Source organism: Streptomyces sp. cg40 (genome assembly GCF_050320165.1).
Classification (GTDB): Bacteria; Actinomycetota; Actinomycetes; order Streptomycetales; family Streptomycetaceae; genus Streptomyces; species Streptomyces hokutonensis.
In genome coordinates, this window is sequence record NZ_CP190128.1 from 5,428,632 (window position 1) to 5,453,657 (window position 25,026).

Here is a 25,026-nt window from a genome sequence, read left to right on the forward strand (position 1 = left end):
AGGGGTCCACAGATGCCTCCAAAGGCTTCGGACCCCTTGGTGAAGCGTTACGCCAACTCCCTCCGCCGCCACGGCTACGCTTCAGCCGGCGCTCTGCTCCTCCGCCAGAATGCGGTCCAGTGCCTCGTCGAGGTGGGCGTCGAAATCCGCGAGCGCGCCCTCCTGACCGAGCGGAACCAGCCGGTCAGTGCGGTCGAGGAACGCTACGAGCGGGGCCGCGCCGGTGCGGAACAGCGCCTGGTCGGCGCCCACCTGAAGCCTGATCAGCACTTCGCCCAGCGTCTCGGGATCGACGGGCTCGATCCGGACATCGCCGTCACCGGACGCCCGGCCCACCCCGTCGATCAGCAGCTCCCGGCCGAAGGCCCAGGTCACCGGGGCATCCCCCGGCAGATGGAAGGTCAGCCGTACGGCGTACGGATCGCACGTCTCGTAACCCAGCTCGACCGGGATACGGAAGGAGAGCTCCTCGGAGACGAGGAAGCTCATCATGACCTCTGCCTGTACGGACTCGCGCATCGCCTATCCCGTCAATTGCCGCCGACTGGCTGGGAATGATCCCTGTGACACTGAAGGAATATTGCTGAACGTACACAACAGATCACAAGGAGTAAGTTTTCAGATACTGATAGAGAGCGCGAGCGACCCCAGCAGCCTGCCGACCTCGATCTGCAACTCCCGGGCAGCGGCCGGCAGACGGTCGGCCTGATGCGAGGGGAGAGAAATGGCCATCGTGGCGGCCGTACTGCCGAGCGTGATCGGAATCGCCGCGCAGACCGTGCCCAGCGCGTACTCCTGACGCTCCACCACCAGCTCCATCCGCCGCATCCGGTCCAGCCGCCGCAGCAGCGAGTGACCGTCCCGCACGGTGTACGGCGTGAGGGAGCGCGCGGGGTAGCGGTCGAGGTGGTCGCGCCGGGCGTCCTCGTCCAACTGGGCCAGCAGACACTGGCCGATCGCGTGCGCGTGCCCCGTCTCACGGAAGTCGGCCCACTCCTCGACCGCCGGGTTGCCGGGGCTGTCGGAGACGCACATGACCTCGATCTCGCCGTCGCGGTACATCGCGTAGTAGACCGGCACACCGATCGAATCCCGCCAGGCCGCCAGCGCGTCCACCAGCGTGCTGCGACGTTTCTCCTGCGCCCCGCTCCTGCTCAGCCTCTCGGCCGCTTCACCGAGGAAGAACAACCCTTTGTCGCGGCGGAGATAGCCCTCGTGCACGAGGGTGCGCAGCAGGTGGTACGCCGTGGGGAGCGCGAGGCCGGTCTCGCGGGCCAACTGCTTCGCGGGGGCGCCGTGTTCGTGCGCGGCGACGGACTCCAGCAGCCGCATGGCCCGCTGGACGGAGCCGATGAGGGTGGTGGCGGGCTGGGGCTGCGAGCCGATGAGGGTCGCCGCCGACTCCGGCTGCGGCTCGGGGGCTGTCGCGGTGCGCTGCCGCGGCGGGGCCGCCACGGGACGCAGCTGTGCGGGGATCGCCACCGAACTCGGCCAGGTCGGCGGGCCGGGCTGGGTGGGGGGTGCGTGCGGTTCTACGGGTGCGGTGTCAACCGTGGCCAAGGGTCACTTCCGGAGCGCGAGGGGGCAGCCCGTGCGGGGAACACGGGGAGGGGGTGCGCCGCCCGCGGGGTTCGTCCCCGCGTCGAATTCCGGACTGTAACCGCCTGCCACCGCCCGCAGACGGCCTGTCCGGAAAACTTCCCCCGCCCGAGGGAACCGGTGATTCCTGTTACCGATCACCGGTTGCCCAGCAGGGCCTCACCAGTCGCTGCGTGAGGAGGAACCCGCCGTGAACTTCCGCACGACGTAGACCAGTCCGCCGACCAGCGCCACGAAGACCAGCGCCTTGAAGAGCAGTCCGATGACAAAGCCCACGACGGTCGCTATCAGCCCGCCGAACACGACCAGGGCGATGACCGGCACCGCGACCCACTTAACCCACCACGGCAGTCCGCCGAAGATCTCTCGCATCGCCCTCGTCCTTTACCTCTCCGCCCGTCGCTCGTACCGGGTCCTGTGGTGTCCGGCACTGCTGTGCCGGACCTCTGATGTCCTGCACCCGATGCTAGGGCGGCCGACGGCAGAACGGGGGCCTCGCATCCCTTGTCCTCCCCTGACCGTTCCCCTAGGGAACCCTGAGACGCGGGGTCAGGCTTCAGGGGGAGAGTCAGGCCTCCGGCGGCGAGAACACCACCAGCACCCGCAGGTCCTCGCTGATGTGGTGGAACTTGTGGGCCACCCCGGCCGGCACATAGACCACGCTGCCGCGCGCCACCTGGGTGGTCTCCATGCCGACGGTGATCGCGGCCCGGCCGCTCACGACGAAGTACACCTCGTCCTGGTTGTGCGGCTGCTGCCGGTCGTGATCGCCCGCGTCGAGCGCGTAGAGGCCGACCGACATGTTCTTCTCGCGCAGGAACTGCAGATATGCGCCGTCGTTGGCGGCACGCTCCGCCTCCAGTTCATCCAACCGGAATGCCTTCATCGCCCTCGTCCACGCTCGGAGTCGATCTCTTCTGTCACGATCAGACACATGAAGAATTTCCTAGTCAAGACGATCGCCAACGCGGGTGCCCTGGCGGTCGCCGTATGGCTCCTCGACAAGATCACCCTGACCGGCGACAGCACCTTCAAGAAGGTCTGGACCCTGATCCTGGTCGCCCTGGTCTTCGGCCTGGTGAACTTCCTGGTCAAGCCGATCGTCAAGGTACTGACCTTCCCGCTGTTCATCCTGACGCTCGGTCTGATCACCCTGGTGGTCAACGCGCTGATGCTGCTGCTCACCTCGTGGCTGGCCGACAAGCTCGACCTGAGTTTCCACGTCGACGGCTTCTGGACCGCCGTCCTGGGCGGCCTGATCATCTCGGTCGTCTCCTGGGCGCTCAACCTCGCCCTCCCCGACGGGGACTGAGCGCGCCATGACCTACCGCGTCAGCTTCGTCTGCACCGGCAACATCTGCCGCTCCCCGATGGCCGAATCGGTCTTCCGCGCGCGGGTGGAGGAGGCCGGGCTCGGCGATCGGGTCGAGGTCGAGAGCGCGGGCACCGGCGGCTGGCACGAGGGCGACGGCGCCGACCCGCGCGCCGTCGCCGTCCTGGCGGAGCACGGCTACGGGACCGACCATGTCGCACGCCGGTTCCAGGCCTCCCGGTTCGCCCGCCTGGACCTCGTCATCGCCCTCGACTCCGGCCACCGGAAGGCCCTGCGCCACCTCGCCCCGACCGAGCAGGACGCCGAGAAGGTCCGTCTACTGCGCTCCTACGACCCCGCCGCCGGCGCCGATCTCGACGTACCGGACCCGTACTACGGGGGTCTGGACGGCTTCGAGGAGTGTCTTGAGATGGTGGAGGCGGCGAGCGAGGGCCTGCTCGCCGCGGTTCGCGAGGAAGTGGAAGGACGAGCGATATGAGTGATTCCGCCGCAGACGGAGGCGTAGGAGACGGCACCGGGGACGGCACGCGCGCGGTGCGGGCCGGTCTGCCCGAGTCGGTCAAGTACGAACCGACGCTCCCCGGACCGGTGTTCGCCGCACACTTCCACCTCCCTGGCGAGGTGGCGGGCCCGTACAGCTACGGCCGTGACGACAACCCGACCTGGACCCACCTGGAACGCGCCATCGGCGAGCTGGAGGCACCTGGGCGGGAGGGTGTCGAGACGCTCGCGTTCGCCTCCGGGATGGCCGCCATCTCGGCGGTGCTCTTCTCCCAGCTGCGCGCCGGCGACACGGTCGTCCTGCCGAACGACGGCTACCAGGTACTGCCCCTGGTACGCGCCCAGCTGGAGGCGTACGGCATCGAGGTACGCACCGCGCCGACCGGCGGGGACGCCCAGCTCGACCTGCTCGACGGCGCGAAACTGCTGTGGATCGAGACCCCCTCGAACCCGGGGCTCGACGTGTGCGACATCCGTCGGCTCGTCGAGGCGGCACACGCGCGTGGCGCCCTCGTGGCCGTCGACAACACCCTCGCCACACCCCTGGGACAGCGCCCGCTGGAACTCGGCGCCGACTTCTCGGTGGCGAGCGGCACCAAGCAGCTCACCGGGCACGGGGACGTCCTTCTGGGCTACGTCGTCGGAACGGACGCCTCCGCGATGACCGCCGTACGCCGTTGGCGCAAGGTCGTCGGCGCGATTCCCGGGCCCATGGAGGCCTGGCTCGCGCACCGCTCGATCGCCACGCTCCAACTGCGTGTGGACCGGCAGGACGCCACCGCGCTGATCCTCGCCGAGGCCCTGCGAGGGCGGGACGAGATCACGGGGCTGCGTTATCCGGGGCTGCCCGACGATCCCTCGCACAAGGTCGCCTCGCGGCAGATGCGGCGCTACGGGTGTGTGGTGTCGTTCACGTTGCCCACGCGCGCGCGTGCCGAGCGTTTTCTCGACGCGCTGCGGCTCGTGGACGACGCGACGAGTTTCGGCGGGGTGCGGTCCACCGCGGAACGCCGGGGACGCTGGGGCGGGGACGCCGTTCCGGAAGGTTTCGTTCGCTTCTCGGTCGGTGCCGAGGATCCCGAGGACCTGGTGGCCGATGTGCTGCGTGCGCTGGACGAGTCGGCGCGGTGACCGCTTTACGTACCGCCGATCGGTGTCCGGCTACGCACAACGGACGGTCCGAGCCTCCCCCCTCGTGGCTCGGACCGTCCTCGGTTCTGCGCGCGAAGAACCGCGCGCACAAGGCTAGTTGACTCTGTGTCAGTGTCCAATCACAGTAGCGACAGAGACCTATCGACTTATTTATAGTTGGGCCCTGCCCGGGGCCGGAGAAAGGGCGGGGAAAGGAGAGTGCGTGCCATGGATCTGGCCTTGCTGCGCACCTTCGTGACCGTGCACCGGGCCGGCTCCTTCACCCGCGCAGCAGCCCTGCTCGGTCTCTCCCAGCCCGCGGTGACGTCCCAGATCCGCACCCTGGAACGGCAGTTGGGCCGCCCCCTGTTCCTGCGCCAGGCCCGTGGAGTCACCCCCACGACCATGGGCGACGAACTCGCGCACAAGGCCGCGCCGCATCTCGACGCCCTCGTGGAGATCGCCGAAACCGGCCCCGACAACGACTCCTCGTTGCGCACCCTGCATCTCGCCGGGCCCCCCGAGTTCACCGCAGAGCGGGCGCTACCCGCGCTCACGGAACTGACCGGCGACGACGGCCAGCCCTTCGCACTGCGCGCGTCCTTCGGGAACGCCGAGGAAACCCTGGAGGGGCTGGCCGCCGGACATCATGATCTGGCCATCAGTACGGCCCGTCCGCGAGGTGCTCTGCTCACGGCGACAACGCTCTGCGACGAGGAGCACGTCCTCGTCGCCGCTCCGCGCTGGGCCGAGCAGATCGGCTCCGCGAACCTCGATCCCAAGGACGCGCCCGCGCTGGACGATCTCCCCCTGATCGAGGTCCACGAGTCGCTGCCGTTCGTCTCCCGGTACTGGGCGTCCGTCTTCGACTCGCGCCCGGCCGCCTCGGGCACGGTCATCGTGCCGGACCTGCGCGCGGTGCTCGCCTGCGCGAGCGCGGGTGCCGGACTCGCAGTGCTGCCCCGCTATCTGTGCGCATCCGCACTGGAACGCGGCGAGGTCGTCCCGCTCCACGAACCGGCGGTGCCACCGCTGCGGACGTATTTCCTGGTCGTGCGCACCGGAACTCTCGCGATGCCGCACATCGCCCGGGCCCACGAGTGGCTGCACCGCGCGGCCACCGGATGGGGCTGACCAGGCGCTTTGTCGTCGCTTCTCGCCAACGGCGCCGAATGTCACGCTCTGAACCGCCAAGGTGACGTTTCGCGATGTTTCACGTGGAACCAGCCGGGCCACATTTCTCCCATGACCGTCCGACCAGTGGTCAAGCGCACCGCACGTGCCGTTCTCCTCGACGGCGACGACCTGATCCTGATCAAGCGCACCAAGCCCGGTGTGGATCCCTACTGGGTCACGCCCGGTGGCGGGGTCGAGCCCGAGGACACCACCGTCGTCGATGCCCTGCACCGCGAGGTGCACGAGGAGCTCGGCGCCAAGATCACTGACGTGGTTCCCTGCTTCGTGGACACCGTCGAGCACATCGGTGCGGACGCCACGGCGACCGGCGTGAAGGTCCAGCACTTCTTCGTCTGCCACCTGGAGTCCATGGACCCGGCGCTGCGCCACGGCCCCGAAGTGGACGCTCCCCTCGGCGAGTACGAGATCGTCAGAGTCCCCTTCACCAGGGTGGGCATCGCATCCGTCCATCTCGTGCCGCTGTCTCTACGGCACTATCTGGACGGCAACATCGAAGGCGTCCGCGCGATGCACGCCCCGGACCTCGGCTGACCTCGCCGACGCCGGGTCAGTCCCCGGCGGCCACCAGCTCCTCGACCGAGTCGTGCCGTATCCGTTCCGCCGGGATACCGATGTCCTGCAGAGCATCGACACCGCTGCGGATCATTCCGGGCGGGCCCGAGACATAGGCGTCATACCCACTCCAGGGCCCGTACGTCCGTATGGCGTCCGGGAGTTGGAGATGCGCCTGCTGGTCGACGACCGTCCGGACCGTGAGCCACGGATACGACTGTTGGAGCCGGAGCATCGTGTCGATGTCATAGAGGTCGTGATCGGTACGGGCCCCGTAGAACACCTCCACCGGCCGCCGCTCGCCGTGCTCGGCGACGTCCTCGACCAGTGCCTTGATCGGCGCTATGCCGGTGCCGCCACCCAGGCAGAGCAGTCCGCTGTCGGTGCTGTGGTTCACGGTCATCGAGCCGGCCGAGGGACCGAGCCGGATGACATCGCCGGGCCGGGCCCGGTGCACCAGCGCGTTCGAGACCCAGCCCGCCGGGACGGCCTTCACATGGAAGGTCAGCAGCCCGTCCGAGCGGGGCGCCGAGGCGAAGGAGTAGTGCCGCCATATTCGCGGCCACCAAGGCGTCTCCAGGGTCGTGTACTGCCCGGCGAGAAAGGGGTAGGGCTGGTCGGGGCGGACGGTGACGACCGCGATGTCCCGGGTCCTGAGGTCGTGGGCAACGACCTCCGCGTTCCACCAGGCCGGGGCGCGCAGTTCGTCCGCGGCGGCCGCGTCGATCATGACCTGCGAGATCGTCGTGTACGCCCGGACCCAGGCGGCCTCCGTCTCCGCGTCCCAGACGGCCGAGGCGTACTTGTTCAGCGCACCGATGAGGCACTCGCCGACGGCCGGGTAGTGCTCGGGCCGGGTGCCGTACTTGCGGTGCCCGCGGCCGAGGTTCTGCAGATACGCGACGAGGACCTCGGTGTTGTCGATGTGCTCGGCCGCGGTGAGCAGCGCCTTCAGCAACCGGTCCCGCTGGGTGTCCATCGCCGCCGGGAACAGCGACCGCAGCTCGGGGTGGCGTACGAAGAGCAGCGCGTAGAAGTACGAGGTGACCTTGTCGGCCACCGGGGCGACTTCGGCCATGGTCCGGCGGATGAGCACGGCGTCCGGGGATGCCTTCTCCGTGACGGTGCCGGAAACGCGCTGGGCGGGGACTCGCACGACGGCCGAACCGGTCGCGGCGACGGACGGGACGGGTGCCGGAGCCGACGGCTCGGGAGGCAGAACCTGCGCGGGCGTGAAGGGCGACGAGGGCGCGGGAGACAGGTTCTGGGCCTGCACGGCGGGCGCCGGAGGCATGGACGGCGGAGGCGTGGACGGCAAAGGCATCGGGGGCGAAGCCTGGGCAGGTGTGGCGGGTGGAGGGGGCGTGGGAGGCGGAGTGTGAGCAGGCGCGAAGGGCTGCGGAGGCGTCGTGGATGAGAGTTGAGCGGGGATGAAGGGCTGCGGAGGCGTCCCAGGCGAGGCTTGCGCAGGAACGAAGGGCTGCGGAGGCGCGGGAGGCAGAGGCTGGGCCGGGGTGAAGGGCTGAGGGGCGGTCGCGGCCGGCGGTATTCGCTCCTGGCCGGGCGGGATGCCCTGCGGCGAACCGTGGCTTTCCGGCGCCGGCGCGGCACCCTCGGCGCTCTGGGCGGACCGCTCCGAACTCTCCGCGGGCGGGCGCTCGTTGACACTCGCCGCGGACCTGCGGACCGGTCGCATCACGGCCGGACGCCGTACCCCGGCCGTCTCCCGCTCCTCGCCCGGAGGCACCTCCGGCTGCTTGCGTGGCGTGAACCAGCCGCTTCCGCCGCTGCCGCCGCCGGACGGACCGTTGTCGGCCGACGTGGTGGTCGGAGCGTCCATGGTGTGCCTCGCCTCGAACATCTTTCGGTCGGTCGGCGTGCTTCCCTCATCGGAAGCTGCCTGCTTTCCGCGCGGACTGCTTGCTTTTCCCCGTTCACTCAAGCGGCCGATACAGCCATATCCAACCCACATTCCCACCGCGTACGGACAAGTAAGGCGAGATGTGACATTGCCCGCAGTACTCGCCTGCGGCGCCCTGCTGCGGACAAGAACCGGAGTCGACCATACCGGCCCGTGATGCGCGCACAACTCCGGCCCGGCTCCCCCACGAACAGTGGGAGTCGCGAACCATCAATTCCCTCAACTACCGGGCGCCGCGCACCAATTCGTAGGCATCCCACAGATCCCGCCCCGCATAGGAGTGGGTGGCAAGGCCCGCCAGATGTCGATCGGCGTTCACCGCGACCGAGACGGGGACGACGCCGAACAGATCCTTGTCCGACGTCGAGTCGCCATAGGCGACGCAATCCGCCCTCGTCACCCCGAACTCCTCACAGAGCCGATCCGCGATCACCACCTTGGCAGGGGCACTGAGGACTCCGGTCAGGTCCATGGAAGGCTGGGTGAAGGGCACGGCGGGGAAGAGCGATCCGTGTGCCGCGTGCGCGCCCCAACCCGTGAGCCGCTCCACGAAGAAGGACGGCGAGAGCGACACGACGGCGCAGTATTCACCGGCGCTCCTGATCTCGGCCCAGACCTCTCGAATCCGCGCCAGCCAAGGGGCCTCTTCAAAGGCCGCCGCGACATGCGCCTCCGTGAGATCCGCCCATAGCGCGTACACGCGGGTCGCATACTCCGGCGGACCGATCAGCCCGGCCGAGATCTCCTGTTCAAGCTCCACCGTCTCGGCTTCCAGACCGAGCTGACGTGAGATCTCCAGTGGGGCGCTGGTTCCGTGCAGCAGAGTGCCGTCGAGGTCGAAAAGGTGAAGTCTCGCCATGGGCCATGAGGTTAGTGGGCACAGCTGTGGCACCTTCCGCGAGCCTGCCGGATGTTCGCCGTTCGCCGGTGTTTCACGTGAAACATCCGGCTTCGACCGAGGTGTTGTGCGGTCGGCCATGACATGGCCAAAAGCGAGTACGTCTCCCCGGAAACGGGTGGACGCCGACAACGCAGTCAGACAGCCTGACCTGCGTGCCGACTCATTCCCTCGCCGCTCTGCCCATCCGCCGGCTGACGCTCCGCGATCGCAACGCCTGCGCCGACCTTTCAGAGGACCGGGGGTGGCCACGCGAGGAACACAAGTGGGGCTTCCTCCTCAGCGCGGGGACGGGGTACGGCATCGACAGCCCGGAGGGTGGCCTCGCCGCGGCATGCGTCGTCACGGAGTACGGCCCACAGGACCGCCCGGATCTGAGCGCCATCGGCATGGTCCTGGTCGCCGAACGCCATGCCCGCCAAGGCGTGGGGCGTCGGCTGATGCGCCACCTGCTGTCAGTGCTGGGACCGACGCCACTGACCCTGCACGCGACCCCGAACGGCCGCCCGCTCTATGAAGAGCTCGGCTTCAAGGTGACCGGCCGAGCCGAGATGCTGCGCGGTCGTTTCACGCCGGACGGACCCGAGTCCCGGATCGCCACCCGTGCGGCCACGGCCGAGGACCTCACCGGCATCCTCCGGCTCGACGAGGAGGTGTTCGGGACCGATCGCACGCCCCTCATCACTCGCCTGCCCGCCTTCGCCGACCAGTTGCGGGTGGCGCAGGACAACGGCCGGATCATCGGGTACGCGGCGGCCTGGCCCAACATGGACACACACGTCGTGGGCCCGCTGATCGCACGGGACGCGGAGACGGCGAAGGCTCTCCTCGTCTCGCTCGCCGCCCGCACCGACCGTCCCCTGCGCACCGACATCGACGCACGCCACGAAGACCTGCTGTCCTGGGCGAAGGAACGCGGCCTGGAGTACCGCGCCTCCAACTCCGTCATGACGTACGGGATCGCCGAGCTGCCCGGCGACTGGACACGGCGGTTCGCGCCCCTGACAGTCGCGGCCGGCTGACACCTCCGGGCATGGCAAACGCCGGCTCCCGACTTGATCGGCAACCGGCGTTTCAGCCGTCTTCAGACGTCAGACGAGTGCCTCTACGGCGGCATGGGCGAACCCGTGGTCCTGCGACGGCGCACCGCCACCGACCCCGATCGCTCCGATCAGCCGGTCGTCGCGGTGCACCGGGAGACCGCCCGCGATGAACAGCAGCGGCCGGTCGAGCGCGGTCGGCAGGGTGTGGAAGAGGCCTCCGGGCTGGACCGCGTCGACGAGGTCGGCGGTGGCCGCGTTCAGCTGAAGCGCGGTGTACGCCTTGCGGGTGCTGGTCTCACCCGAGATCAGCACGGCCCGGTCGTCGCGCCGGAAGGCGAGCAGATGGCCGCCCGCGTCCAGCACGGTGACACTGACGGTGGCTCCGGCGTCCTCCGCGGCACGGCGGGCCCGGTCGACGAGCGCTTCGGCGTCCTGGATGGTCAGCGGGGCTACGGCGGTGGTCGTGCTCATCAGGGTTTCTCCTTGCGGGTGTTGCTGGTGGTGTGTTGTCGGTCGGAAGGCGCAGGGACGGTCCTGTGCCTGTGCCTCCTCGACGGGGTTCAGCGGGGTCAGTGGTGGACTACTGAGCGCTGCTCGCTCGGCAGGGCGCCCGCCACGACCGCCGTGCCACGGGCGCCGGTGCGGCGCTCCAGGGCGGCCGAAAGGATCGCGAGGAGCAGGGCGGCCGCGGCGAGGACGGCGCCGACCCAGTTGGGGGCGGTGTAGCCGAGGCCGGCCGCGATGACGATGCCGCCGAGCCAGGCGGACAGCGCGTTGCCGAGGTTGAAGGCGCCGATGTTCACCGCGGAGGCCAGCGTCGGGGCGCCGTGCGCCTGGTCCAGGACCCGCTTCTGCAACGGCGGCACGGTGGCGAAGCCCAGGGCGCCGATGAGGGCGATGGTGACGGCTGCCGCGATCTTGTTGTGCGCGGTGACCGTGAAGAGCGCGAGTACGACGGCCAGGGCGCCGAGCGAGACGTACAGCATGGGCATCAGGGCGCGGTCGGCGAACTTGCCGCCGATGAGGTTGCCGCCGACCATGCCGAGGCCGAAGAGGACGAGCAGCCAGGTGACGGACCCGTCGGCGAAGCCCGCGACATGGGTCATCATCGGCGCGATGTAGGTGATGGCCGCGAAGACGCCGCCGAAGCCGAGGACGGTCATCGCCATGGCGAGCAGGACCTGGGTGTTCTTGAAGGCGGCCAGTTCGTGGCGCAGTTGTACGCCCTCGGGCTTGGGCAGGTCGGGCACGAGCTTGGCGATGCCCGTCAGGCCGATCACACCCAGGCCCGCGACGACGGCGAAGGTGACCCGCCAGCCGACGGACTGTCCGACGAGGGTGCCCAGCGGGACGCCGACGACATTGGCGACGGTCAGCCCGGTGAACATCATCGCGATGGCTCCGGCCTTCTTGTCCGGGGCGACGAGTTCGGCCGCGACGACCGAGCCGATGCCGAAGAAGGCGCCGTGGGCGAGCGAGGCGACCACACGGCCGATCAGCATCACGGAGAAGCTGGGGGCGACGGCGGAGAGCAGGTTGCCGACGATGAACAGGCCCATCAGCAGCATCAGCATCCGCTTGCGGGGGATCTTGGTGCCGAGCACCGTCATCAGCGGGGCGCCGATCACCACGCCCAGCGCGTAACCGGTGACCAGCAGACCGGCAGTGGGGATGGAGACCCCGAAGTCGCCCGCGACCTGGGGCAGCAGGCCCATGATCACGAACTCGGTCGTTCCTATTCCGAAGGCCCCGATCGCGAGGGCCAGAAGCGCGAGAGGCATGGGGATGTACCCTTCCCAGAAGATTGCAGGAGCGCTTTGCGTGCGTTCACAATAGTTGCAGACGCGGGCTATATGCAAGCGCTGACTATTTCGCCTGTGCTCTATCCTGGGTTCAGCCGCTCCTGGACGGAGGAAACGCCAATGACAGCGACGGACCCCGCACTCACCGCCCTCGCCCAGGGCTGGTGCGCCCTCTCCCTGCTGCACGGGAGGATCGAGGCGCACATCGAGCGCGCCCTTCAGGCCAAGCACGACCTGAGCCTGCGGGAGTACTCCCTGCTCGACGTCCTCAGCCGGCAGCACGACGGTGACGGGGGCCATCTGCAGATGCGACAGGTCGCCGACGCAGTCGTCCTCAGTCAGAGCGCCACCACCCGGCTGGTCACCCGGCTCGAGGACCGCGGCCTGCTCGCCCGGTATCTGTGCCCGACCGACCGCCGGGGCATCTACACGAACGTCTCCGAGGCCGGCCTCGCCCTGCTCGAAGAGGCCCGCCCCACCAACGACACCGCCCTGCGCGAAGCTCTCGACGCGGCGGCCGGGAACCCCGAGCTGGCGCCGCTGGTCCGCGTCGTGGAGTCGATGCACGCGCCCGCATAGCCGGCGCCGTCCTCCGCCGCACAACGCTGCCTAAGGTGTGTGCATGGGAGATCTTGAGATACGAGCCGCGGTCACCGAGGACGTCCCCGCCATCGTCGCCATGCTCGCCGACGACCCGCTGGGCTCCCAGCGCGAGTCACCTGACGATCTGACGCCCTACCTGGCCGCGCTGGAACGCCTGACCGCCGACCCCAACCAGCACCTGGTCGTCGCCGTCCGCGAGGGCCGTGTCGTCGGTACTCTCCAGCTCACGGTCATTCCCGGCCTGTCCCGCAGAGGCTCCACCCGTTCGATCATCGAGGCCGTACGCGTCCACGCGGACGAGCGGGGCAGCGGCCTCGGCACCCGGCTCATCGAGTGGGCAATCGCCGAATCGCGCCGCCAAGGCTGCCAGTTGGTCCAGCTGACCTCCGACGCCACCCGCACCGACGCCCACCGGTTCTACGAACGGCTCGGCTTCACGGCCTCACATGTGGGCTTCAAGCTCCCCCTCTGAAGGGAAAGTGAAGCACCCGTCCGACATCGAGAGGGGCCATGTTTCACGTGAAACATGGCCCCTCTCCGACCGCCACGGCTAGCGGATCCCCCGCCACCCCTCCGGGTCCACCCCACCCGGCACAGAAGCGCTCTCCTCGTACGGCTGACGCGTGAACACGAACGATCCGAGGTCCAGGTGGTCGACGGACCCGTCCGGGCGCCGTACGGGCCGTAGGAGCTCTCCGGCGTAGTAGCCCTCCAGTCCGGTCCAGGTGCCGTCACCGTTGGCCCGGAAGCGTGAGCGGCGGCCCTTGCCCGCCAATGGCTCCAGCGAGGCCGTTCCATCTGCCGTCAGCCGTAGGGCGAAGCCGTGTGTGCCCCAGTACCACTGCCCGGCCAGCTCCAGTGCGGCGGCGTCGACTTCGGGCATCGGGCGCCAGGGCTCGGGAATCCTCGGTTCGGCCTCGGCGACGATACGGACGAGGTCGGCACCCACCGATGACAGGAGCGGTCCGGAGGTGCAGTTGGCCAGCACCACCGCCGAGACGTCGTCCTCCAGGCTGATGGTGAGGTTCGCCAGGAAGCCGGGCAGCGATCCGGAGTGGCCGACGAGCAGGCGGCCGTCGCGGTGCTGAATCTGGAGGCCGAGACCGTAGGCGGCGCCGTCCACGACATCGGCCGCCTCGGCCGGTGCCGCCGGGGTTCGCATCTCCCGCACGGACTCCGCGCTCAGGACCCGGTCGTCACCGTTGGCCAGGAAGACCGCGAACCGCGCCAAGTCGCCCGTGGTGGACCAGAGTTGACCGGCCGGCGCCATGAGACCGAGGTCCACGGCGGGTTCCGGCAGCAGTGCGTCGGCCCACGGATGCACCGCCCAGCCGCCCGCGTGGGGCGCCTGGGGCTGAGCACTCGTGCGACGGAGGCCCAGGGGTTCGAGCACTTCCCGCCGGAGTACGTCCTCCCAGGGCGCACCGCGCAACTCCTCGACGAGCGAGCCCAACAGCGTGTATCCGGGGTTCGAATAGTGGAACCTGCGGCCGACCGGATGCAGCAGGGGCTGCTCGCCCAGCACATCGCGGAGTTCGGGGCGCAGGGAACCGGGTGTCCGTTCCCACCAGGGTGCGGGTGACTCGGCCGCCAACCCGCTGGTGTGCGCGAGCAGTTGGGCGATGGTGGCCTCCCCCGCACCGGTACCCGGCAGATGCTTCTCCAGGGGGTCACCGAGATCGAGGACGCCTTCGTCACGCAGCCGCAGTACCAGGACGGCGGTGAACGTCTTGGTGATCGAGCCGATCCGGTACTGCACGTTCTCGTCCGGCCCGTGCCCGTCGACCGAGGTCCGCGCGCCGTGCCACACCGCCCGCCCGTCCCGCACCACCGCCGCGACCAACGACGGTGCGCGCCCCTCGGCCTGGGCACCGGCGATCCGATGCAGCAACGCCCGGCGGGTCGCGGGAAGCAGGTCGTCCTGAGATGTCGTCATGCCCCCAGTCCATCCGGCAGGACTGCCCTACGTCGAGCACATTTCCCGGGACACGACAACGGGTCGGCCGCCAATGGTCGTGCAGGTCCCACCGCCGATGACCTACCGATGAGTTTCCCGCGCCGCGCCGGTCCGTACGTGTGAGACCGACTCACGGAAGGCTGGCGCCATGCGGAAACTGATCTACGGCATGAACCTCACCCTGGACGGCTACATCGCCGCGCCCGGCGACGACATCGGCTGGGGCGGACCGCCGAGCGACGAGCTGTTCCAGTTCTGGTCCGACCAGTTGCAGGCGACCGACCTGTCGCTGTACGGGCGCAAGCTGTGGCAGACGATGAGCTCCTACTGGCCGACCGGCGACCAGCAGCCGGGCGCCACCCCGGCGGAGATCGAGTTCGCGCGCCGCTGGCGGGACATGTCGAAGGTGCTGTTCTCCTCGACGACCGACAAGGTCGACTGGAACACCCGCCTGGTCACCGGTGACGCGGTCGCCGAGATCACCCGACTCAAGGCCGAGGACGGCGGCCCGATGGACATCGGCGGCGCGACGCTCGCCGGGGCGGCCATGCGGGCCGGGCTGATCGACGAGTACGTGCTGGCCACCGCGCCGGTCCTGGTGGGCGGCGGCACGCCGTTCTTCAGCGCGCTGGACAACTGGGTGAACCTGAACCTGGTGGAGACGCGGACGCTTCCCGACGGCGTGATCCTGACCCGGTACGAGACGAGGCGCTGAGCAGCAGTACCCACCCACATCGCCCGGTCAGGTCTGCGCCATGTCCACGAACCGCGAGTAGTGGCCCTGGAAGGCGACGGTGATCGTCGCCGTTGGGCCGTTACGGTGCTTGCCCACGATGATGTCCGCCTCGCCGGCCCGCGGTGACTCCTTCTCGTAGGCGTCCTCGCGGTGCAGCAGGATCACCATGTCGGCGTCCTGCTCGATGGAGCCGGACTCACGGAGGTCGGACACCATCGGCTTCTTGTCCGTGCGCTGCTCGGGACCACGGTTCAGCTGCGAGAGTGCGATCACCGGGACCTCCAGCTCCTTCGCCAGAAGCTTCAGGTTTCGGGACATGTCCGAGACCTCCTGCTGACGGCTCTCCTGGCGCTTGGAGCCACCGGCCTGCATCAGCTGCAGGTAGTCGATGATCACCAGCTTGATGTCGCTGCGCTGCTTGAGCCGGCGGCACTTCGCGCGGATCTCCATCATCGACAGGTTCGGGGAGTCGTCGATGTAGAGCGGCGCGGACGACACCTCGGGCATCCGACGTGCCAGCCGGGTCCAGTCCTCGTCGGTCATGGTGCCGGACCGCATGTGGTGCAGGGCTACGCGGGCCTCGGCGGACAGCAGACGCATCGCGATCTCGTTGCGCCCCATTTCGAGGGAGAAGATGACGCTCGGCAGGTTGTTCTTGATCGATGCCGCACGCGCGAAGTCCAGCGCGAGCGTGGACTTGCCCATGGCGGGACGGGCGGCGATGACGATCATCTGGCCCGGGTGCAGACCGTTGGTGAGCGAGTCGAGGTCCGTGAACCCGGTGGGGACACCCGTCATCTCGCCGCTGCGGGAGCCGATCGCCTCGATCTCGTCGAGCGCACCCTCCATGATGTCGCCGAGCGGGAGGTAGTCCTCGCTGGTCCGCTGCTCGGTGACCGCGTAGATCTCGGCCTGGGCCCGGTTGACGATCTCGTCGACGTCGTCGTCGGCCGCGTACCCCATCTGCGTGATGCGCGTACCGGCCTCGACCAGGCGGCGCAGGACGGCGCGCTCGTGGACGATCTCCGCGTAGTACTCCGCGTTCGCCGCTGTCGGCACGGTCTGGACGAGCGTGTGCAGATACGATGCGCCGCCGACCTTGTTGATCTCGCCGCGCTTGGTGAGTTCGGCGGCGATGGTGATCGGGTCGGCCGGCTCGCCCTTGGCATAGACGTCGAGGATCGCCTGGTAGATCGTCTCGTGCGCGGGCTTGTAGAAGTCGTGACCCTTGAGGACCTCTACGACGTCGGCGATGGCGTCCTTGGACAGGAGCATGCCGCCGAGTACGGACTGCTCGGCATCGAGGTCCTGCGGCGGCACACGTTCGAAGGCCGACCCCGCGCCCTCCCACTCGCCGCCTTCCCGGCCGCGGTCGTGCTGTTCGTCGCGACCCCTGCCTCCGTCACCGCGCCGTCGGGAAGCAGGCAGACGATCACTTGGACCGCTCTCGGCCCACGGGTCGTCCAAGGGCTCGGAAATACTCAACCGAGCCACCTCCTCCCGTCCGCCGAGCGGACCTCGCCGTGCCCCTCATTTCTACGGCACGGCACTGACAAATGAGACGCCCAACTCCGGTACGGGCGCGTCGGTTTTGTGATGGTTTTCAGGCCGACGGACGGAGCGGGCGCCGGTCCACCGTAGGCCCGCGGGCACCGTCAGCCAATCTGGTTATCCACAGGCCATGTGGACGACGGCCCGGATGCTGTGGAGAACCCGCCAAAACCTGTGCACGACCCGGTGGACAGCCCTGTGAACAAGACCTCCCGATTCCGAACGCAACCCGTCTGACCTGCCCTTTCCCCATCCACCGGCTGTGCAGAAGAAAAACTTCTCCAGCCGGACCAAGATCGCTTCGAACAGTGCGCGAGAGGACACGAGGCGAGATCAGAGGTAAGGGTCAGACAGCAATTGCATCTCTTACCTGTGGACGATTAGATTAGTGCTCATGACACAGGCTCCCGCGACCACCAGGGCCATCCGACGCCGGCACGACCGCGAGATCGTCATGCTGGCCGTCCCGGCCTTCGGCGCACTCGTCGCCGAGCCCCTCTTCGTCATGGCCGACAGCGCGATCGTGGGCCATCTCGGCACCGCACAACTCGCCGGACTCGGCGTGGCTTCCGCCCTCCTGACGACAGCCGTGAGCGTCTTCGTCTTCCTCGCCTACGCCACCACGGCGGCCGTCGCCCGACGCGTCGGTGCGGGTGATCTCCAGGCAGCCATCCGCCAGGGCATGGACGGCATCTGGCTCGCCCTGCTGATCGGTGCCACCGTCATCGCCGTCGTCCTCCCCTCCGCACCCGCCCTCGTCGGCCTCTTCGGCGCCTCGGACACGGCGGCCCCCTACGCGACGACCTATCTGCGGATCTCCTCCCTCGGCATCCCGGCCATGCTGGTCGTACTCGCCGCCACCGGAGTCCTGCGCGGACTGCAGAACACCAAGACACCGCTGTACGTCGCCATCACCGGTTTCGTCGCCAACGGCGTCCTCAATCTGGGGCTCGTCTACGGCGCCGACCTCGGCATCGCCGGCTCCGCCTGGGGCACCGTCATCGCGCAATGGGGGATGGCTGCCGTCTATCTCGTCGTGGTCGTCCACGGAGCTCGCCGGCACGGTGCCTCGCTCCGCCCCGACGCGACAGGGATCCGGGCCTCGGCGCAGGCGGGTGCACCTCTCCTGGTACGCACGCTCTCCCTGAGAGCGATCCTCCTGATCGCTACGGCGGTCGCTGCCCGTCTCGGGGATGCCGACATCGCCGCCCACCAGATCATCCTGTCACTGTGGTCTCTGCTGGCCTTCGCACTCGATGCCATCGCCATCGCCGGCCAGGCCATCATCGGCCGTTACCTCGGTGCGGACGATCCACAGGGCGCCCGAGCCGCCTGCCGCCGCATGGTGCAGTGGGGCATCGCCGTCGGAGTGGTGCTCGGCCTCCTGGTGATCGTGTCCCGACCGCTGCTCCTCCCCTTGTTCACCAGCGACTCCACCGTCAAGGACACCGCGCTACCCGCCCTGATCATGGTCGCGCTCTCGCAGCCGATCTGCGGTGTCGTCTTCGTCCTGGACGGGGTACTGATGGGTGCGGGAGACGGGCCGTATCTCGCCGGAGCGATGTTGGTCACCCTGGCGGTCTTCGCCCCTGTGGCCCTGCTCGTACCGGCCTTCGGCGCCGGACTGACCGCTCTCTGGGGAGCGATGACCCTGATGATGGCGGTGCGCATGCTGACACTCCTGCTGCGCACCCGCTCGGGCCGCTGGGTCGTCACCGGCGCGACCCGCTGACCGTTTCACGTGAAACACCGCTCGCGGCCACGTTTCACGTGAAACATGCGCGCCGTAGCACCGCCTTGAACACAGCGGAGGGGCCGCACCCCAACGGGTGCGGCCCCTCTCTCAGCTGTGCCGAGCGCAGCGATCAGGCTGCGATGACCTCGATGTTGACCTTGGCGGCAACCTCGGGGTGCAGACGCACGGACGTCTCGTGGGCGCCCAGCGTCTTGATCGGAGCAGACAGCTCGATACGACGCTTGTCGACCTCGGGGCCACCGGAAGCCTTGATCGCCGAAGCGATGTCGGCCGGGGTGACGGAGCCGAAGAGACGACCGGCGTCGCCGGAGCGGACGGCCAGACGAACCTTGACGCCTTCGAGCTGGGCCTTCACGGAGTTGGCCTGCTCGATGGTCTGGATCTCGTGGATCTTGCGAGCACGACGGATCTGCTCGACGTCCTTCTCGCCACCCTTGGTCCAGCGGATAGCGAACTTCCGCGGGATCAGGTAGTTGCGAGCGTAACCGTCCTTGACGTCGACGACGTCGCCCGCGGCACCGAGGCCGGAGACCTCGTGGGTGAGGATGATCTTCATTGGTCGGTCACCCTTCCCTTATCGCGCGGTGGAGGTGTAGGGCAGCAGCGCCATCTCACGGCTGTTCTTCACGGCCGTGGCGACGTCACGCTGGTGCTGCGTGCAGTTGCCGGTCACGCGGCGGGCACGGATCTTGCCGCGGTCGGAAATGAACTTCCGCAGCATGTTCGTGTCCTTGTAGTCCACGTACTGGACCTTGTCCTTGCAGAATGCGCAGACCTTCTTCTTCGGCTTGCGCACAGGCGGCTTCGCCATGGTGTATCTCCTGTGTGATCAAGAAGTGTGGGTACGACCCACCCTCGGCCCGGGGGCCTAGAAGGGGGGTTCGTCCGAGTAGCCGCCGCCACCGCCGGCACCGCCGGAGTTTCCACCCCAGCCGCCACCGCCGCCGCCCTGGTTGCCACCGGCGGGAGCGCTGGTGGCCCACGGGTCGTCGGCGGGAGCACCGCCGGCCGGCTGACCGCCGCCGGAGTTTCCACCCCAGCCGCCGCCACCCTGGCCACCACCACCGCCGCCGCCGAAGCCACCGCCCTGGCCACCGCGAGCGCCACCGGCGGTCTTGGTGACCTTGGCCGTGGCACTGCGCAGGCTGGCGCCGACTTCTTCGACGTCCAGTTCGTAGACCGTGCGCTTGACGCCCTCACGGTCCTCGTAGGACCGCTGCTTCAACCGGCCCTGCACGATGACGCGCATGCCTCGCTGGAGCGATTCGGCGACGTTCTCCGCCGCCTGACGCCAGACCGAGCAGGTGAGGAAGAGGCTTTCGCCGTCCTTCCACTCGTTCGTCTGGCGGTCGAAGGTGCGGGGAGTGGACGCGACACGGAACTTCGCGACCGCCGCACCGGAAGGGGTGAAGCGCAGCTCGGGGTCGTCGACAAGATTGCCGACGACCGTGATGACGGTCTCGCCTGCCATGGGGGAACCTCTCGGCGGGTTTGCTGCTGGCTGCTTGGTGCTGCTGCTACTCGGATCCCGAGATCAGCTGAGCTGGACGCTCAGTGGGTCTCGGGGCGGAGGACCTTGGTCCGGAGGACCGACTCGTTCAGGTTCATCTGGCGGTCGAGCTCCTTGACGACCGCAGGCTCGGCCTGCAGGTCGATGACCGAGTAGATGCCCTCGGGCTTCTTCTTGATCTCGTACGAGAGACGACGACGGCCCCAGGTGTCGACCTTCTCGACCTTTCCGTTGCCCTCACGGACGACGGAGAGGAAGTTCTCGATCAGGGGGGAGACAGCGCGCTCCTCCAGATCGGGGTCGAGGATGACCATCACCTCGTAGTGACGCATGTGGAACCCACCTCCTTTGGACTCAGCGGCCACGGTCGATCCGTGGCAGGAGGGTTGTGATGCGTAAGCAACAGTGTGTGCCAGTAAAACAGTCGCCACTGACAACGGGTGCCCCTTGCGGGGATTCCGATCCGTGACGACGTGGGCAGACACCAGTGCAGAGGGTACAGAGTACCCGCACACCTGCTTCCGGTTGAAATCCGGTGGCGGAGAGCGTCAATCTGTACACATCGGGTGTGTCCGGCGCGACGACGCGCCGCCTTCCGCAGGAGGTGCCACATGGCACAGGCATTGCGACCCAACACCGCCGGTTCCCTTTTCGCCACGGACGGCAAGCCCCATCCGCTCCAGGACACGCTGCTCGCGGTGACCGTGGTGCTCGGGCTGACCGCGTTCGTCACGGGCTTCTTCCACCACCTGCATCTGCTCAGCTCATGGACCGGCCTGGTGGGAATCCTCACCGGCGCCTACGGCCAGTGGATCTCGGAGACGACGAGGGAACGCTTCGGTCTGATCCTGGGTCTCGGTGCCGCGGGTGTCGGGTTCTTCCTCGGCATGGCGCACGGCGGACTGTTCGGCGGCGTCATCAGCTGACGCTCCGGCACCACGGTCCGAACACCGCGTAGAACACCACGGAACGCCTCGGCGACCCACAGGCCGAGGCGAAGGTTGCATACGCCCAGTCGGGGCGCTCGCAAGGCGCAGTAGGCTTCGGCGCGAGAGCCGGAGCCCCTGTACCCATGGGGACACACCAGCCCGAGGAGCGCCCCGAATGAGCCTGACCCTGAGGACCATCAGCCGAGAGCAGCATCTGGCATTCATCCAGAGCCTGCCGTCGGCTAGCCACATGCAGGTCCCGGCATGGGCTGACGTGAAGGCGGAGTGGCGCTCCGAGAACCTCGGCTGGTTCGACGAGAAGACCGGCGAGCTGGTCGGTGTGGGCCTGGTCCTCTACCGCCAACTCCCCAAGATCAAGCGCTACTTGGCCTATCTGCCCGAGGGTCCGGTCATCAACTGGTTCGCGCCGAATCTGGACGACTGGATCCAGCCGATGCTGGCCCACCTCAAGCAGCAGGGCGCCTTCTCGGTGAAGATGGGCCCGCCGGTCATCATCCGGCGCTGGGAGGCCACCTCCATCAAGGCCGGCATCCAGAACCCGGACGTGAAGCGGCTGCGCGACATCGAGGCCGACTACATCGAACCGCGCGCCTTCGAGGTGGCCGACAAGCTGCGCCGCATGGGCTGGCAGCAGGGCGAGGACGGCGGCGCCGGCTTCGGCGACGTCCAGCCGCGCTACGTCTACCAGGTGCCGCTGGCGAACCGGTCGCTCGAAGAGGTCCACAAGAACTTCAACCAGCTGTGGCGCCGCAACATCAAGAAGGCCGAGAAGGCCGGTGTCGAGGTCGTCCAGGGCGGCTACCACGACCTCGAGGAATGGCAGCGGCTGTACGAGATCACGGCCGTGCGCGACCACTTCCGGCCCCGCCCGCTGTCGTACTTCCAGCGCATGTGGACGGCCCTCAACACCGAGGACCCCAACCGGATGCGGCTGTACTTCGCCCGGCACAACGGGGTGAACCTGTCGGCGGCGACGATGCTCGTGGTCGGCGGCCACGTCTGGTACTCCTACGGCGCCTCCGACAACATCGGCCGTGAGGTCCGGCCCTCGAACGCGATGCAGTGGCGGATGCTGCGCGACGCCTACGCGCTCGGCGCCACCGTGTACGACCTGCGGGGCATCTCCGACTCGCTGGACGAGACCGACCATCTCTTCGGTCTGATCCAGTTCAAGGTGGGCACCGGCGGACAGGCCGCCGAATACCTGGGCGAGTGGGACTTCCCGCTGAACAAGCTGCTCCACAAGGCGCTCGACATCTACATGTCGCGCCGCTGACCTGACGGTCCTCGCTTCGATAACGTCGACAGCTCTCATACTCCTGATACACCGCAGCCACCCGAAAGGTTCCAGGTCCGGCCATGGCGCTCACGCTCTACGTCGACACTGCTCGCTGGCGGGCGCATCACAAGCACGTGGCCGAGCAGTTCCCGGGGCTCGTCCCGGTCTGCAAGGGCAACGGCTACGGCTTCGGGCACGAGCGCCTGGCTGAGGAGGCTACGCGGCTGGGCGCGGACGTCCTCGCCGTCGGCACGACGTACGAGGCCGCCCGGATCAAGGACTGGTTCGGGGGCGACCTGCTGGTGCTCACGCCCTACCGCCGCGGCGAGGAGCCCGTTCCGCTGCCGGACCGGGTGATCCGCTCGGTGTCGTCCATCGACGGTGTGTACGGCCTCGTGGGCGCCCGTGTGGTCATCGAGGTGATGTCCTCGATGAAGCGGCACGGCGTCAGCGAGCAGGAACTGCCGCAGTTGCACTCGGCCATAGAGAACGTCCGCCTGGAGGGGTTCGCCATCCACCTCCCGCTGGACCGCACCGACGGCTCGGACGCCGTCGAGGAGGTCATCGGCTGGATGGACCGGCTGCGGGCCGCGCGGCTGCCCCTGCACACGATGTTCGTCAGCCACCTCAAGGCCGAGGAACTCGCCCGGCTGCAGCAGCAGTTCCCGCAGACCCGCTTCCGGGCCCGTATCGGCACCCGGCTGTGGCTGGGGGACCACGAGGCCACCGAGTACCGCGGGGCCGTCCTGGACGTCACCCGGGTCGCCAAGGGCGACCGCTTCGGCTACCGGCAGCAGAAGGCGGCCTCGGACGGCTATCTGGTGGTCGTGGCGGGCGGTACGTCGCACGGGGTGGGCCTGGAGGCCCCCAAGGCCCTGCACGGCGTCATGCCGCGCGCCAAGGGCGTCGCCCGCGCCGGCCTGGCCACGGTGAACCGGAACCTTTCTCCGTTCGTCTGGGACGGCAAGCAGCGCTGGTTCGCCGAGCCCCCGCACATGCAGGTCTCGATCCTCTTCGTGCCGGCGGAAGCGGCCGAGCCGAAGGTCGGCGAGGAGCTGGTGGCCCATCTCCGGCACACCACAACGCAGTTCGACCGCATCGTCGATCGCTGAGCCTCTCCCGAACAGCCGAAAGGCCGTACACGGAACCTCCCGTGTACGGCCTTTCGCGTGGTCCCGCCGGACCTTGTTCGCTCAGAGCGAACGGTCTGCCGTCCTGTCGCCGCCCCACTCCACCTGCGGTCCGTCGAAGGGGGCCGCGTGCCGTCCCGGACGGGCCGCGGCCCCGAACACGAACACGTCCTCCGCGCGGTCGAGCACCCCGCCCGAGGGGTCGTCGTCGCCCGCCAGGCGCACCACGTCCCGCTCCGGCATGAGGATGTCGCGCACGATCACGACGCAGAGGTAGAGCGTGCCCAGGAGGTGCAGGCCGATGGCCCAGTGATAGCCGTCGGTCGGCAGGCCCTTGTGGGCGTCTCCGCTGGTCGTGTACGCGAGGTACATCCAGATCCCCAGGAAGTACGCCACCTCGCACGCCTGCCAGATCAGGAAGTCCCGCCACTTCGGCCGGGCCAGTACGGCCAGCGGGACCAGCCACAGCACGTACTGCGGCGAGTAGACCTTGTTGGTCAGGATGAACGCCGCGACGATCAGGAAGGCCAGCTGGGCGAAGCGCGGCCGGCGCGGAGCGGTCAGCGTGAGGGCCGCGATGGCTGCGCAGCACAGGAGCATCAGCAAGGTGGCGAACGTGTTGACGGTGTCGGTGCTGAGCGGGTCGGTGGAGTTCTGGGCCAGGATCAGCCAAAAGGACCCGAAGTCGACGCCCCGTTCCTGACTGAACGTGTAGAACTTCGACCAGCCGTCGAAGGCGAAGAGCATCACCGGCAGGTTCACCGCCAGCCAGGCGACCGCGGTTCCGCCGAACGCCTTCCCGAAGTCCCGCCACTTGCCCGCGCGCCAGCACAGCAGGAACAACGGGCCCAGGAGAAAGACGGGATACAGCTTGGCAGCCGTGGCAAGGCCCAACAGGACGCCGAAAGCGAGGGAACGGCCCCGGGACCACATCAGCATCGCCGAGGCCGTCAGAGCGACCGCCAGGAGGTCCCAGTTGATGGTGGCGGTCAGCGCGAAGGCGGGCGCCAGCGCGACCAGCAGTCCGTCCCAGGGGCGGCGGGCGTGCGTGCGGCTGACGCATACGACGATGACGGCCGCGCACACCATCAGCATCCCGGCGTTGACCATCCAGTACCACTGTTCCTGGTGCTGGATGCTGCCGCTGCCCGGTGTGAGCCAGGCGGCCACCTCCATGAACACCCCGGTCAGCACGGGGTATTCGAGGTACTGCATGTCGCCGGGGAGCTTGTCGAAGTACGGGACGAGCCCGTCGGCGAAGCCGCGCCCCTGGTAGAGGTGCGGGATGTCCGAGTAGCACGCGTGCGTGTACTGCGAACTCGCGCCGAAGAACCAACCGCTGTTGTAGCAGGGTGCCTTCTGGACCAGACCGAGGGCGAACATACCGATCGCCACCAGCGCGACGACCCGTACGGGAGTCCACCAGGACGCCCCGAGAAGGGCCCGCCGGCCGATGGGGCCACCGATCAGTTCGCTACCGGCGGCGGCGACCTGGTCAACCTTGGTCGGCTTCACCGGATCCGGCTCGTGCACGCTCGTGGGCGTCAGTTCTGCACTGGGCATGGGGCACATCCTGC

28 protein-coding genes are annotated in these 25,026 nt (G+C 68.6%); 13 read left to right on the forward strand and 15 right to left on the reverse strand.

What is annotated here, in order from left to right; all coding sequences use genetic code 11:
- Nucleotides 1-81: 81 nt before the first annotated feature.
- The 4 genes from ACQHII_RS24145 to ACQHII_RS24160 all read right to left on the reverse strand — a co-directional run bounded on the left by ACQHII_RS24145 (nucleotide 82) and on the right by ACQHII_RS24160 (nucleotide 2,485).
- A complete protein-coding gene (locus tag ACQHII_RS24145) occupies nucleotides 82-519 on the reverse strand; it encodes an SsgA family sporulation/cell division regulator (RefSeq protein ID WP_427921262.1) in 438 nt (145 codons plus the stop codon).
- 99 nt (nucleotides 520-618) lie between these two features.
- Complete coding sequence (locus tag ACQHII_RS24150; protein WP_427921263.1) at nucleotides 619-1,560, reverse strand: helix-turn-helix domain-containing protein; 942 nt, start codon at nucleotides 1,558-1,560, stop codon at nucleotides 619-621.
- 198 nt (nucleotides 1,561-1,758) lie between these two features.
- Nucleotides 1,759-1,971 (reverse strand): DUF5326 family protein, encoded by a 213-nt coding sequence (locus ACQHII_RS24155; RefSeq protein WP_427921264.1) that lies wholly within the window; start codon nucleotides 1,969-1,971, stop codon nucleotides 1,759-1,761.
- Nucleotides 1,972-2,167: 196 nt separating this feature from the next.
- A complete protein-coding gene (locus tag ACQHII_RS24160) occupies nucleotides 2,168-2,485 on the reverse strand; it encodes a cupin domain-containing protein (RefSeq protein WP_019073397.1) in 318 nt (105 codons plus the stop codon).
- 48 nt (nucleotides 2,486-2,533) lie between these two features.
- On the opposite strand from ACQHII_RS24160, the gene ACQHII_RS24165 reads away from it, so the two are divergent.
- The 5 genes from ACQHII_RS24165 (at nucleotide 2,534) to ACQHII_RS24185 (ending at nucleotide 6,292) form a co-directional block, all read left to right on the forward strand.
- Nucleotides 2,534-2,911, forward strand: coding sequence for a phage holin family protein (locus ACQHII_RS24165; protein WP_427921265.1), 378 nt, complete (start codon nucleotides 2,534-2,536; stop codon nucleotides 2,909-2,911).
- A gap of 7 nt (nucleotides 2,912-2,918) precedes the next feature.
- Nucleotides 2,919-3,410 carry a low molecular weight protein-tyrosine-phosphatase gene (locus ACQHII_RS24170; RefSeq protein WP_427921266.1) on the forward strand — a complete coding sequence of 164 codons (492 nt, stop codon included), beginning with the start codon at nucleotides 2,919-2,921 and terminating at the stop codon, nucleotides 3,408-3,410.
- On the forward strand, nucleotides 3,407-4,564 hold the full coding sequence (locus tag ACQHII_RS24175; protein WP_427921267.1) for a cystathionine gamma-lyase: 1,158 nt from the start codon (nucleotides 3,407-3,409) through the stop codon (nucleotides 4,562-4,564). Before ACQHII_RS24170 ends, ACQHII_RS24175 begins: the two co-directional genes overlap by 4 nt.
- Nucleotides 4,565-4,792: 228 nt before the next feature.
- A complete protein-coding gene (locus ACQHII_RS24180) occupies nucleotides 4,793-5,698 on the forward strand; it encodes a LysR family transcriptional regulator (RefSeq protein ID WP_427921268.1) in 906 nt (301 codons plus the stop codon).
- Between the two features lie 111 nt (nucleotides 5,699-5,809).
- Nucleotides 5,810-6,292 carry an NUDIX domain-containing protein gene (locus ACQHII_RS24185; protein ID WP_019073392.1) on the forward strand — a complete coding sequence of 161 codons (483 nt, stop codon included), beginning with the start codon at nucleotides 5,810-5,812 and terminating at the stop codon, nucleotides 6,290-6,292.
- A 16-nt stretch (nucleotides 6,293-6,308) separates the two neighbouring features.
- On the opposite strand, the gene ACQHII_RS24190 is transcribed toward ACQHII_RS24185, so the two are convergent.
- Both ACQHII_RS24190 and ACQHII_RS24195 read right to left on the reverse strand, forming a co-directional pair.
- Complete coding sequence (locus ACQHII_RS24190; protein ID WP_427921269.1) at nucleotides 6,309-8,153, reverse strand: globin domain-containing protein; 1,845 nt, start codon at nucleotides 8,151-8,153, stop codon at nucleotides 6,309-6,311.
- A gap of 304 nt (nucleotides 8,154-8,457) precedes the next feature.
- Nucleotides 8,458-9,093, reverse strand: a complete 636-nt coding sequence (locus ACQHII_RS24195; RefSeq protein WP_427921270.1) for an HAD family hydrolase — start codon at nucleotides 9,091-9,093, stop codon at nucleotides 8,458-8,460.
- A 194-nt stretch (nucleotides 9,094-9,287) separates the two neighbouring features.
- Here ACQHII_RS24195 and ACQHII_RS24200 point away from each other — a divergent pair, with 194 nt between their 5' ends.
- Complete coding sequence (locus ACQHII_RS24200; protein WP_427921271.1) at nucleotides 9,288-10,154, forward strand: GNAT family N-acetyltransferase; 867 nt, start codon at nucleotides 9,288-9,290, stop codon at nucleotides 10,152-10,154.
- Nucleotides 10,155-10,223: 69 nt separating this feature from the next.
- Here ACQHII_RS24200 and ACQHII_RS24205 read toward each other — a convergent pair whose 3' ends face one another.
- Complete coding sequence (locus ACQHII_RS24205; protein WP_427921272.1) at nucleotides 10,224-10,646, reverse strand: GlcG/HbpS family heme-binding protein; 423 nt, start codon at nucleotides 10,644-10,646, stop codon at nucleotides 10,224-10,226.
- A 98-nt stretch (nucleotides 10,647-10,744) separates the two neighbouring features.
- Nucleotides 10,745-11,956, reverse strand: a complete 1,212-nt coding sequence (locus ACQHII_RS24210) for an MFS transporter (protein WP_427921273.1) — start codon at nucleotides 11,954-11,956, stop codon at nucleotides 10,745-10,747.
- A 141-nt stretch (nucleotides 11,957-12,097) separates the two neighbouring features.
- On the opposite strand from ACQHII_RS24210, the gene ACQHII_RS24215 reads away from it, so the two are divergent.
- Nucleotides 12,098-12,556: a MarR family winged helix-turn-helix transcriptional regulator gene (locus ACQHII_RS24215; protein ID WP_427921274.1), complete on the forward strand. Its 459-nt coding sequence runs from the start codon at nucleotides 12,098-12,100 to the stop codon at nucleotides 12,554-12,556.
- 43 nt (nucleotides 12,557-12,599) lie between these two features.
- The gene (locus ACQHII_RS24220) at nucleotides 12,600-13,052 is read left to right on the forward strand and encodes an N-acetyltransferase family protein (RefSeq protein ID WP_427921275.1); all 453 of its coding nucleotides are present in this window, start codon (nucleotides 12,600-12,602) and stop codon (nucleotides 13,050-13,052) included.
- Between the two features lie 78 nt (nucleotides 13,053-13,130).
- Here the strand turns inward: ACQHII_RS24220 and ACQHII_RS24225 are convergent, their stop codons facing one another.
- Entirely contained in the window at nucleotides 13,131-14,516 is a 1,386-nt protein-coding gene (locus tag ACQHII_RS24225; RefSeq protein ID WP_427921276.1) for a serine hydrolase domain-containing protein, read from the reverse strand.
- A gap of 169 nt (nucleotides 14,517-14,685) precedes the next feature.
- Here ACQHII_RS24225 and ACQHII_RS24230 point away from each other — a divergent pair, with 169 nt between their 5' ends.
- A complete protein-coding gene (locus ACQHII_RS24230; RefSeq protein WP_427921277.1) occupies nucleotides 14,686-15,252 on the forward strand; it encodes a dihydrofolate reductase family protein in 567 nt (188 codons plus the stop codon).
- Between the two features lie 27 nt (nucleotides 15,253-15,279).
- Here ACQHII_RS24230 and dnaB read toward each other — a convergent pair whose 3' ends face one another.
- Nucleotides 15,280-16,758: a replicative DNA helicase gene (dnaB, locus tag ACQHII_RS24235; protein ID WP_026150108.1), complete on the reverse strand. Its 1,479-nt coding sequence runs from the start codon at nucleotides 16,756-16,758 to the stop codon at nucleotides 15,280-15,282.
- Between the two features lie 460 nt (nucleotides 16,759-17,218).
- Here dnaB and ACQHII_RS24240 point away from each other — a divergent pair, with 460 nt between their 5' ends.
- Entirely contained in the window at nucleotides 17,219-18,556 is a 1,338-nt protein-coding gene (locus ACQHII_RS24240; RefSeq protein ID WP_427921278.1) for an MATE family efflux transporter, read from the forward strand.
- 133 nt (nucleotides 18,557-18,689) lie between these two features.
- On the opposite strand, the gene rplI is transcribed toward ACQHII_RS24240, so the two are convergent.
- From rplI to rpsF, 4 genes are all read right to left on the reverse strand, one after another.
- Nucleotides 18,690-19,136 carry a 50S ribosomal protein L9 gene (gene rplI / locus ACQHII_RS24245; protein WP_019073380.1) on the reverse strand — a complete coding sequence of 149 codons (447 nt, stop codon included), beginning with the start codon at nucleotides 19,134-19,136 and terminating at the stop codon, nucleotides 18,690-18,692.
- 18 nt (nucleotides 19,137-19,154) lie between these two features.
- Nucleotides 19,155-19,391 (reverse strand): 30S ribosomal protein S18, encoded by a 237-nt coding sequence (gene rpsR / locus ACQHII_RS24250; protein WP_006381652.1) that lies wholly within the window; start codon nucleotides 19,389-19,391, stop codon nucleotides 19,155-19,157.
- Nucleotides 19,392-19,448: 57 nt separating this feature from the next.
- On the reverse strand, nucleotides 19,449-20,051 hold the full coding sequence (locus ACQHII_RS24255) for a single-stranded DNA-binding protein (protein ID WP_427921279.1): 603 nt from the start codon (nucleotides 20,049-20,051) through the stop codon (nucleotides 19,449-19,451).
- Between the two features lie 80 nt (nucleotides 20,052-20,131).
- Nucleotides 20,132-20,422, reverse strand: coding sequence for a 30S ribosomal protein S6 (gene rpsF / locus ACQHII_RS24260; RefSeq protein WP_006604399.1), 291 nt, complete (start codon nucleotides 20,420-20,422; stop codon nucleotides 20,132-20,134).
- Nucleotides 20,423-20,701: 279 nt separating this feature from the next.
- Between rpsF and ACQHII_RS24265 the strand changes: the two genes are divergently transcribed.
- From ACQHII_RS24265 to ACQHII_RS24275, 3 genes are all read left to right on the forward strand, one after another.
- On the forward strand, nucleotides 20,702-21,016 hold the full coding sequence (locus tag ACQHII_RS24265) for a hypothetical protein (protein ID WP_019073378.1): 315 nt from the start codon (nucleotides 20,702-20,704) through the stop codon (nucleotides 21,014-21,016).
- A gap of 178 nt (nucleotides 21,017-21,194) precedes the next feature.
- Complete coding sequence (gene femX, locus ACQHII_RS24270; protein WP_019073377.1) at nucleotides 21,195-22,316, forward strand: peptidoglycan bridge formation glycyltransferase FemX; 1,122 nt, start codon at nucleotides 21,195-21,197, stop codon at nucleotides 22,314-22,316.
- Nucleotides 22,317-22,399: 83 nt separating this feature from the next.
- Entirely contained in the window at nucleotides 22,400-23,431 is a 1,032-nt protein-coding gene (locus tag ACQHII_RS24275) for an alanine racemase (RefSeq protein WP_427921280.1), read from the forward strand.
- Between the two features lie 81 nt (nucleotides 23,432-23,512).
- On the opposite strand, the gene ACQHII_RS24280 is transcribed toward ACQHII_RS24275, so the two are convergent.
- A complete protein-coding gene (locus ACQHII_RS24280; protein ID WP_427921281.1) occupies nucleotides 23,513-25,012 on the reverse strand; it encodes a glycosyltransferase family 87 protein in 1,500 nt (499 codons plus the stop codon).
- Nucleotides 25,013-25,026: the final 14 nt, after the last annotated feature.

Bases quoted from the DNA above. Each gene is read 5' to 3' on its own strand.
- femX (WP_019073377.1), top strand. From the start codon at position 21,195: ATGAGCCTGACCCTGAGGACCATCAGCCGAGAGCAGCATCTGGCATTC.
- rpsF (WP_006604399.1), bottom strand. From the start codon at position 20,422: ATGCGTCACTACGAGGTGATGGTCATCCTCGACCCCGATCTGGAGGAG.
- ACQHII_RS24160 (WP_019073397.1), bottom strand. From the start codon at position 2,485: ATGAAGGCATTCCGGTTGGATGAACTGGAGGCGGAGCGTGCCGCCAAC.
- ACQHII_RS24170 (WP_427921266.1), top strand. From the start codon at position 2,919: ATGACCTACCGCGTCAGCTTCGTCTGCACCGGCAACATCTGCCGCTCC.
- ACQHII_RS24255 (WP_427921279.1), bottom strand. From the start codon at position 20,051: ATGGCAGGCGAGACCGTCATCACGGTCGTCGGCAATCTTGTCGACGAC.
- ACQHII_RS24230 (WP_427921277.1), top strand. From the start codon at position 14,686: ATGCGGAAACTGATCTACGGCATGAACCTCACCCTGGACGGCTACATC.
- ACQHII_RS24195 (WP_427921270.1), bottom strand. From the start codon at position 9,093: ATGGCGAGACTTCACCTTTTCGACCTCGACGGCACTCTGCTGCACGGA.
- ACQHII_RS24205 (WP_427921272.1), bottom strand. From the start codon at position 10,646: ATGAGCACGACCACCGCCGTAGCCCCGCTGACCATCCAGGACGCCGAA.
- ACQHII_RS24165 (WP_427921265.1), top strand. From the start codon at position 2,534: ATGAAGAATTTCCTAGTCAAGACGATCGCCAACGCGGGTGCCCTGGCG.
- ACQHII_RS24180 (WP_427921268.1), top strand. From the start codon at position 4,793: ATGGATCTGGCCTTGCTGCGCACCTTCGTGACCGTGCACCGGGCCGGC.
- rplI (WP_019073380.1), bottom strand. From the start codon at position 19,136: ATGAAGATCATCCTCACCCACGAGGTCTCCGGCCTCGGTGCCGCGGGC.
- ACQHII_RS24215 (WP_427921274.1), top strand. From the start codon at position 12,098: ATGACAGCGACGGACCCCGCACTCACCGCCCTCGCCCAGGGCTGGTGC.
- ACQHII_RS24275 (WP_427921280.1), top strand. From the start codon at position 22,400: ATGGCGCTCACGCTCTACGTCGACACTGCTCGCTGGCGGGCGCATCAC.
- ACQHII_RS24185 (WP_019073392.1), top strand. From the start codon at position 5,810: ATGACCGTCCGACCAGTGGTCAAGCGCACCGCACGTGCCGTTCTCCTC.
- ACQHII_RS24175 (WP_427921267.1), top strand. From the start codon at position 3,407: ATGAGTGATTCCGCCGCAGACGGAGGCGTAGGAGACGGCACCGGGGAC.
- ACQHII_RS24240 (WP_427921278.1), top strand. From the start codon at position 17,219: ATGACACAGGCTCCCGCGACCACCAGGGCCATCCGACGCCGGCACGAC.
- rpsR (WP_006381652.1), bottom strand. From the start codon at position 19,391: ATGGCGAAGCCGCCTGTGCGCAAGCCGAAGAAGAAGGTCTGCGCATTC.
- ACQHII_RS24225 (WP_427921276.1), bottom strand. From the start codon at position 14,516: ATGACGACATCTCAGGACGACCTGCTTCCCGCGACCCGCCGGGCGTTG.
- ACQHII_RS24210 (WP_427921273.1), bottom strand. From the start codon at position 11,956: ATGCCTCTCGCGCTTCTGGCCCTCGCGATCGGGGCCTTCGGAATAGGA.
- ACQHII_RS24190 (WP_427921269.1), bottom strand. From the start codon at position 8,153: ATGGACGCTCCGACCACCACGTCGGCCGACAACGGTCCGTCCGGCGGC.
- ACQHII_RS24265 (WP_019073378.1), top strand. From the start codon at position 20,702: ATGGCACAGGCATTGCGACCCAACACCGCCGGTTCCCTTTTCGCCACG.
- ACQHII_RS24280 (WP_427921281.1), bottom strand. From the start codon at position 25,012: ATGCCCAGTGCAGAACTGACGCCCACGAGCGTGCACGAGCCGGATCCG.
- ACQHII_RS24220 (WP_427921275.1), top strand. From the start codon at position 12,600: ATGGGAGATCTTGAGATACGAGCCGCGGTCACCGAGGACGTCCCCGCC.
- ACQHII_RS24145 (WP_427921262.1), bottom strand. From the start codon at position 519: ATGCGCGAGTCCGTACAGGCAGAGGTCATGATGAGCTTCCTCGTCTCC.
- ACQHII_RS24155 (WP_427921264.1), bottom strand. From the start codon at position 1,971: ATGCGAGAGATCTTCGGCGGACTGCCGTGGTGGGTTAAGTGGGTCGCG.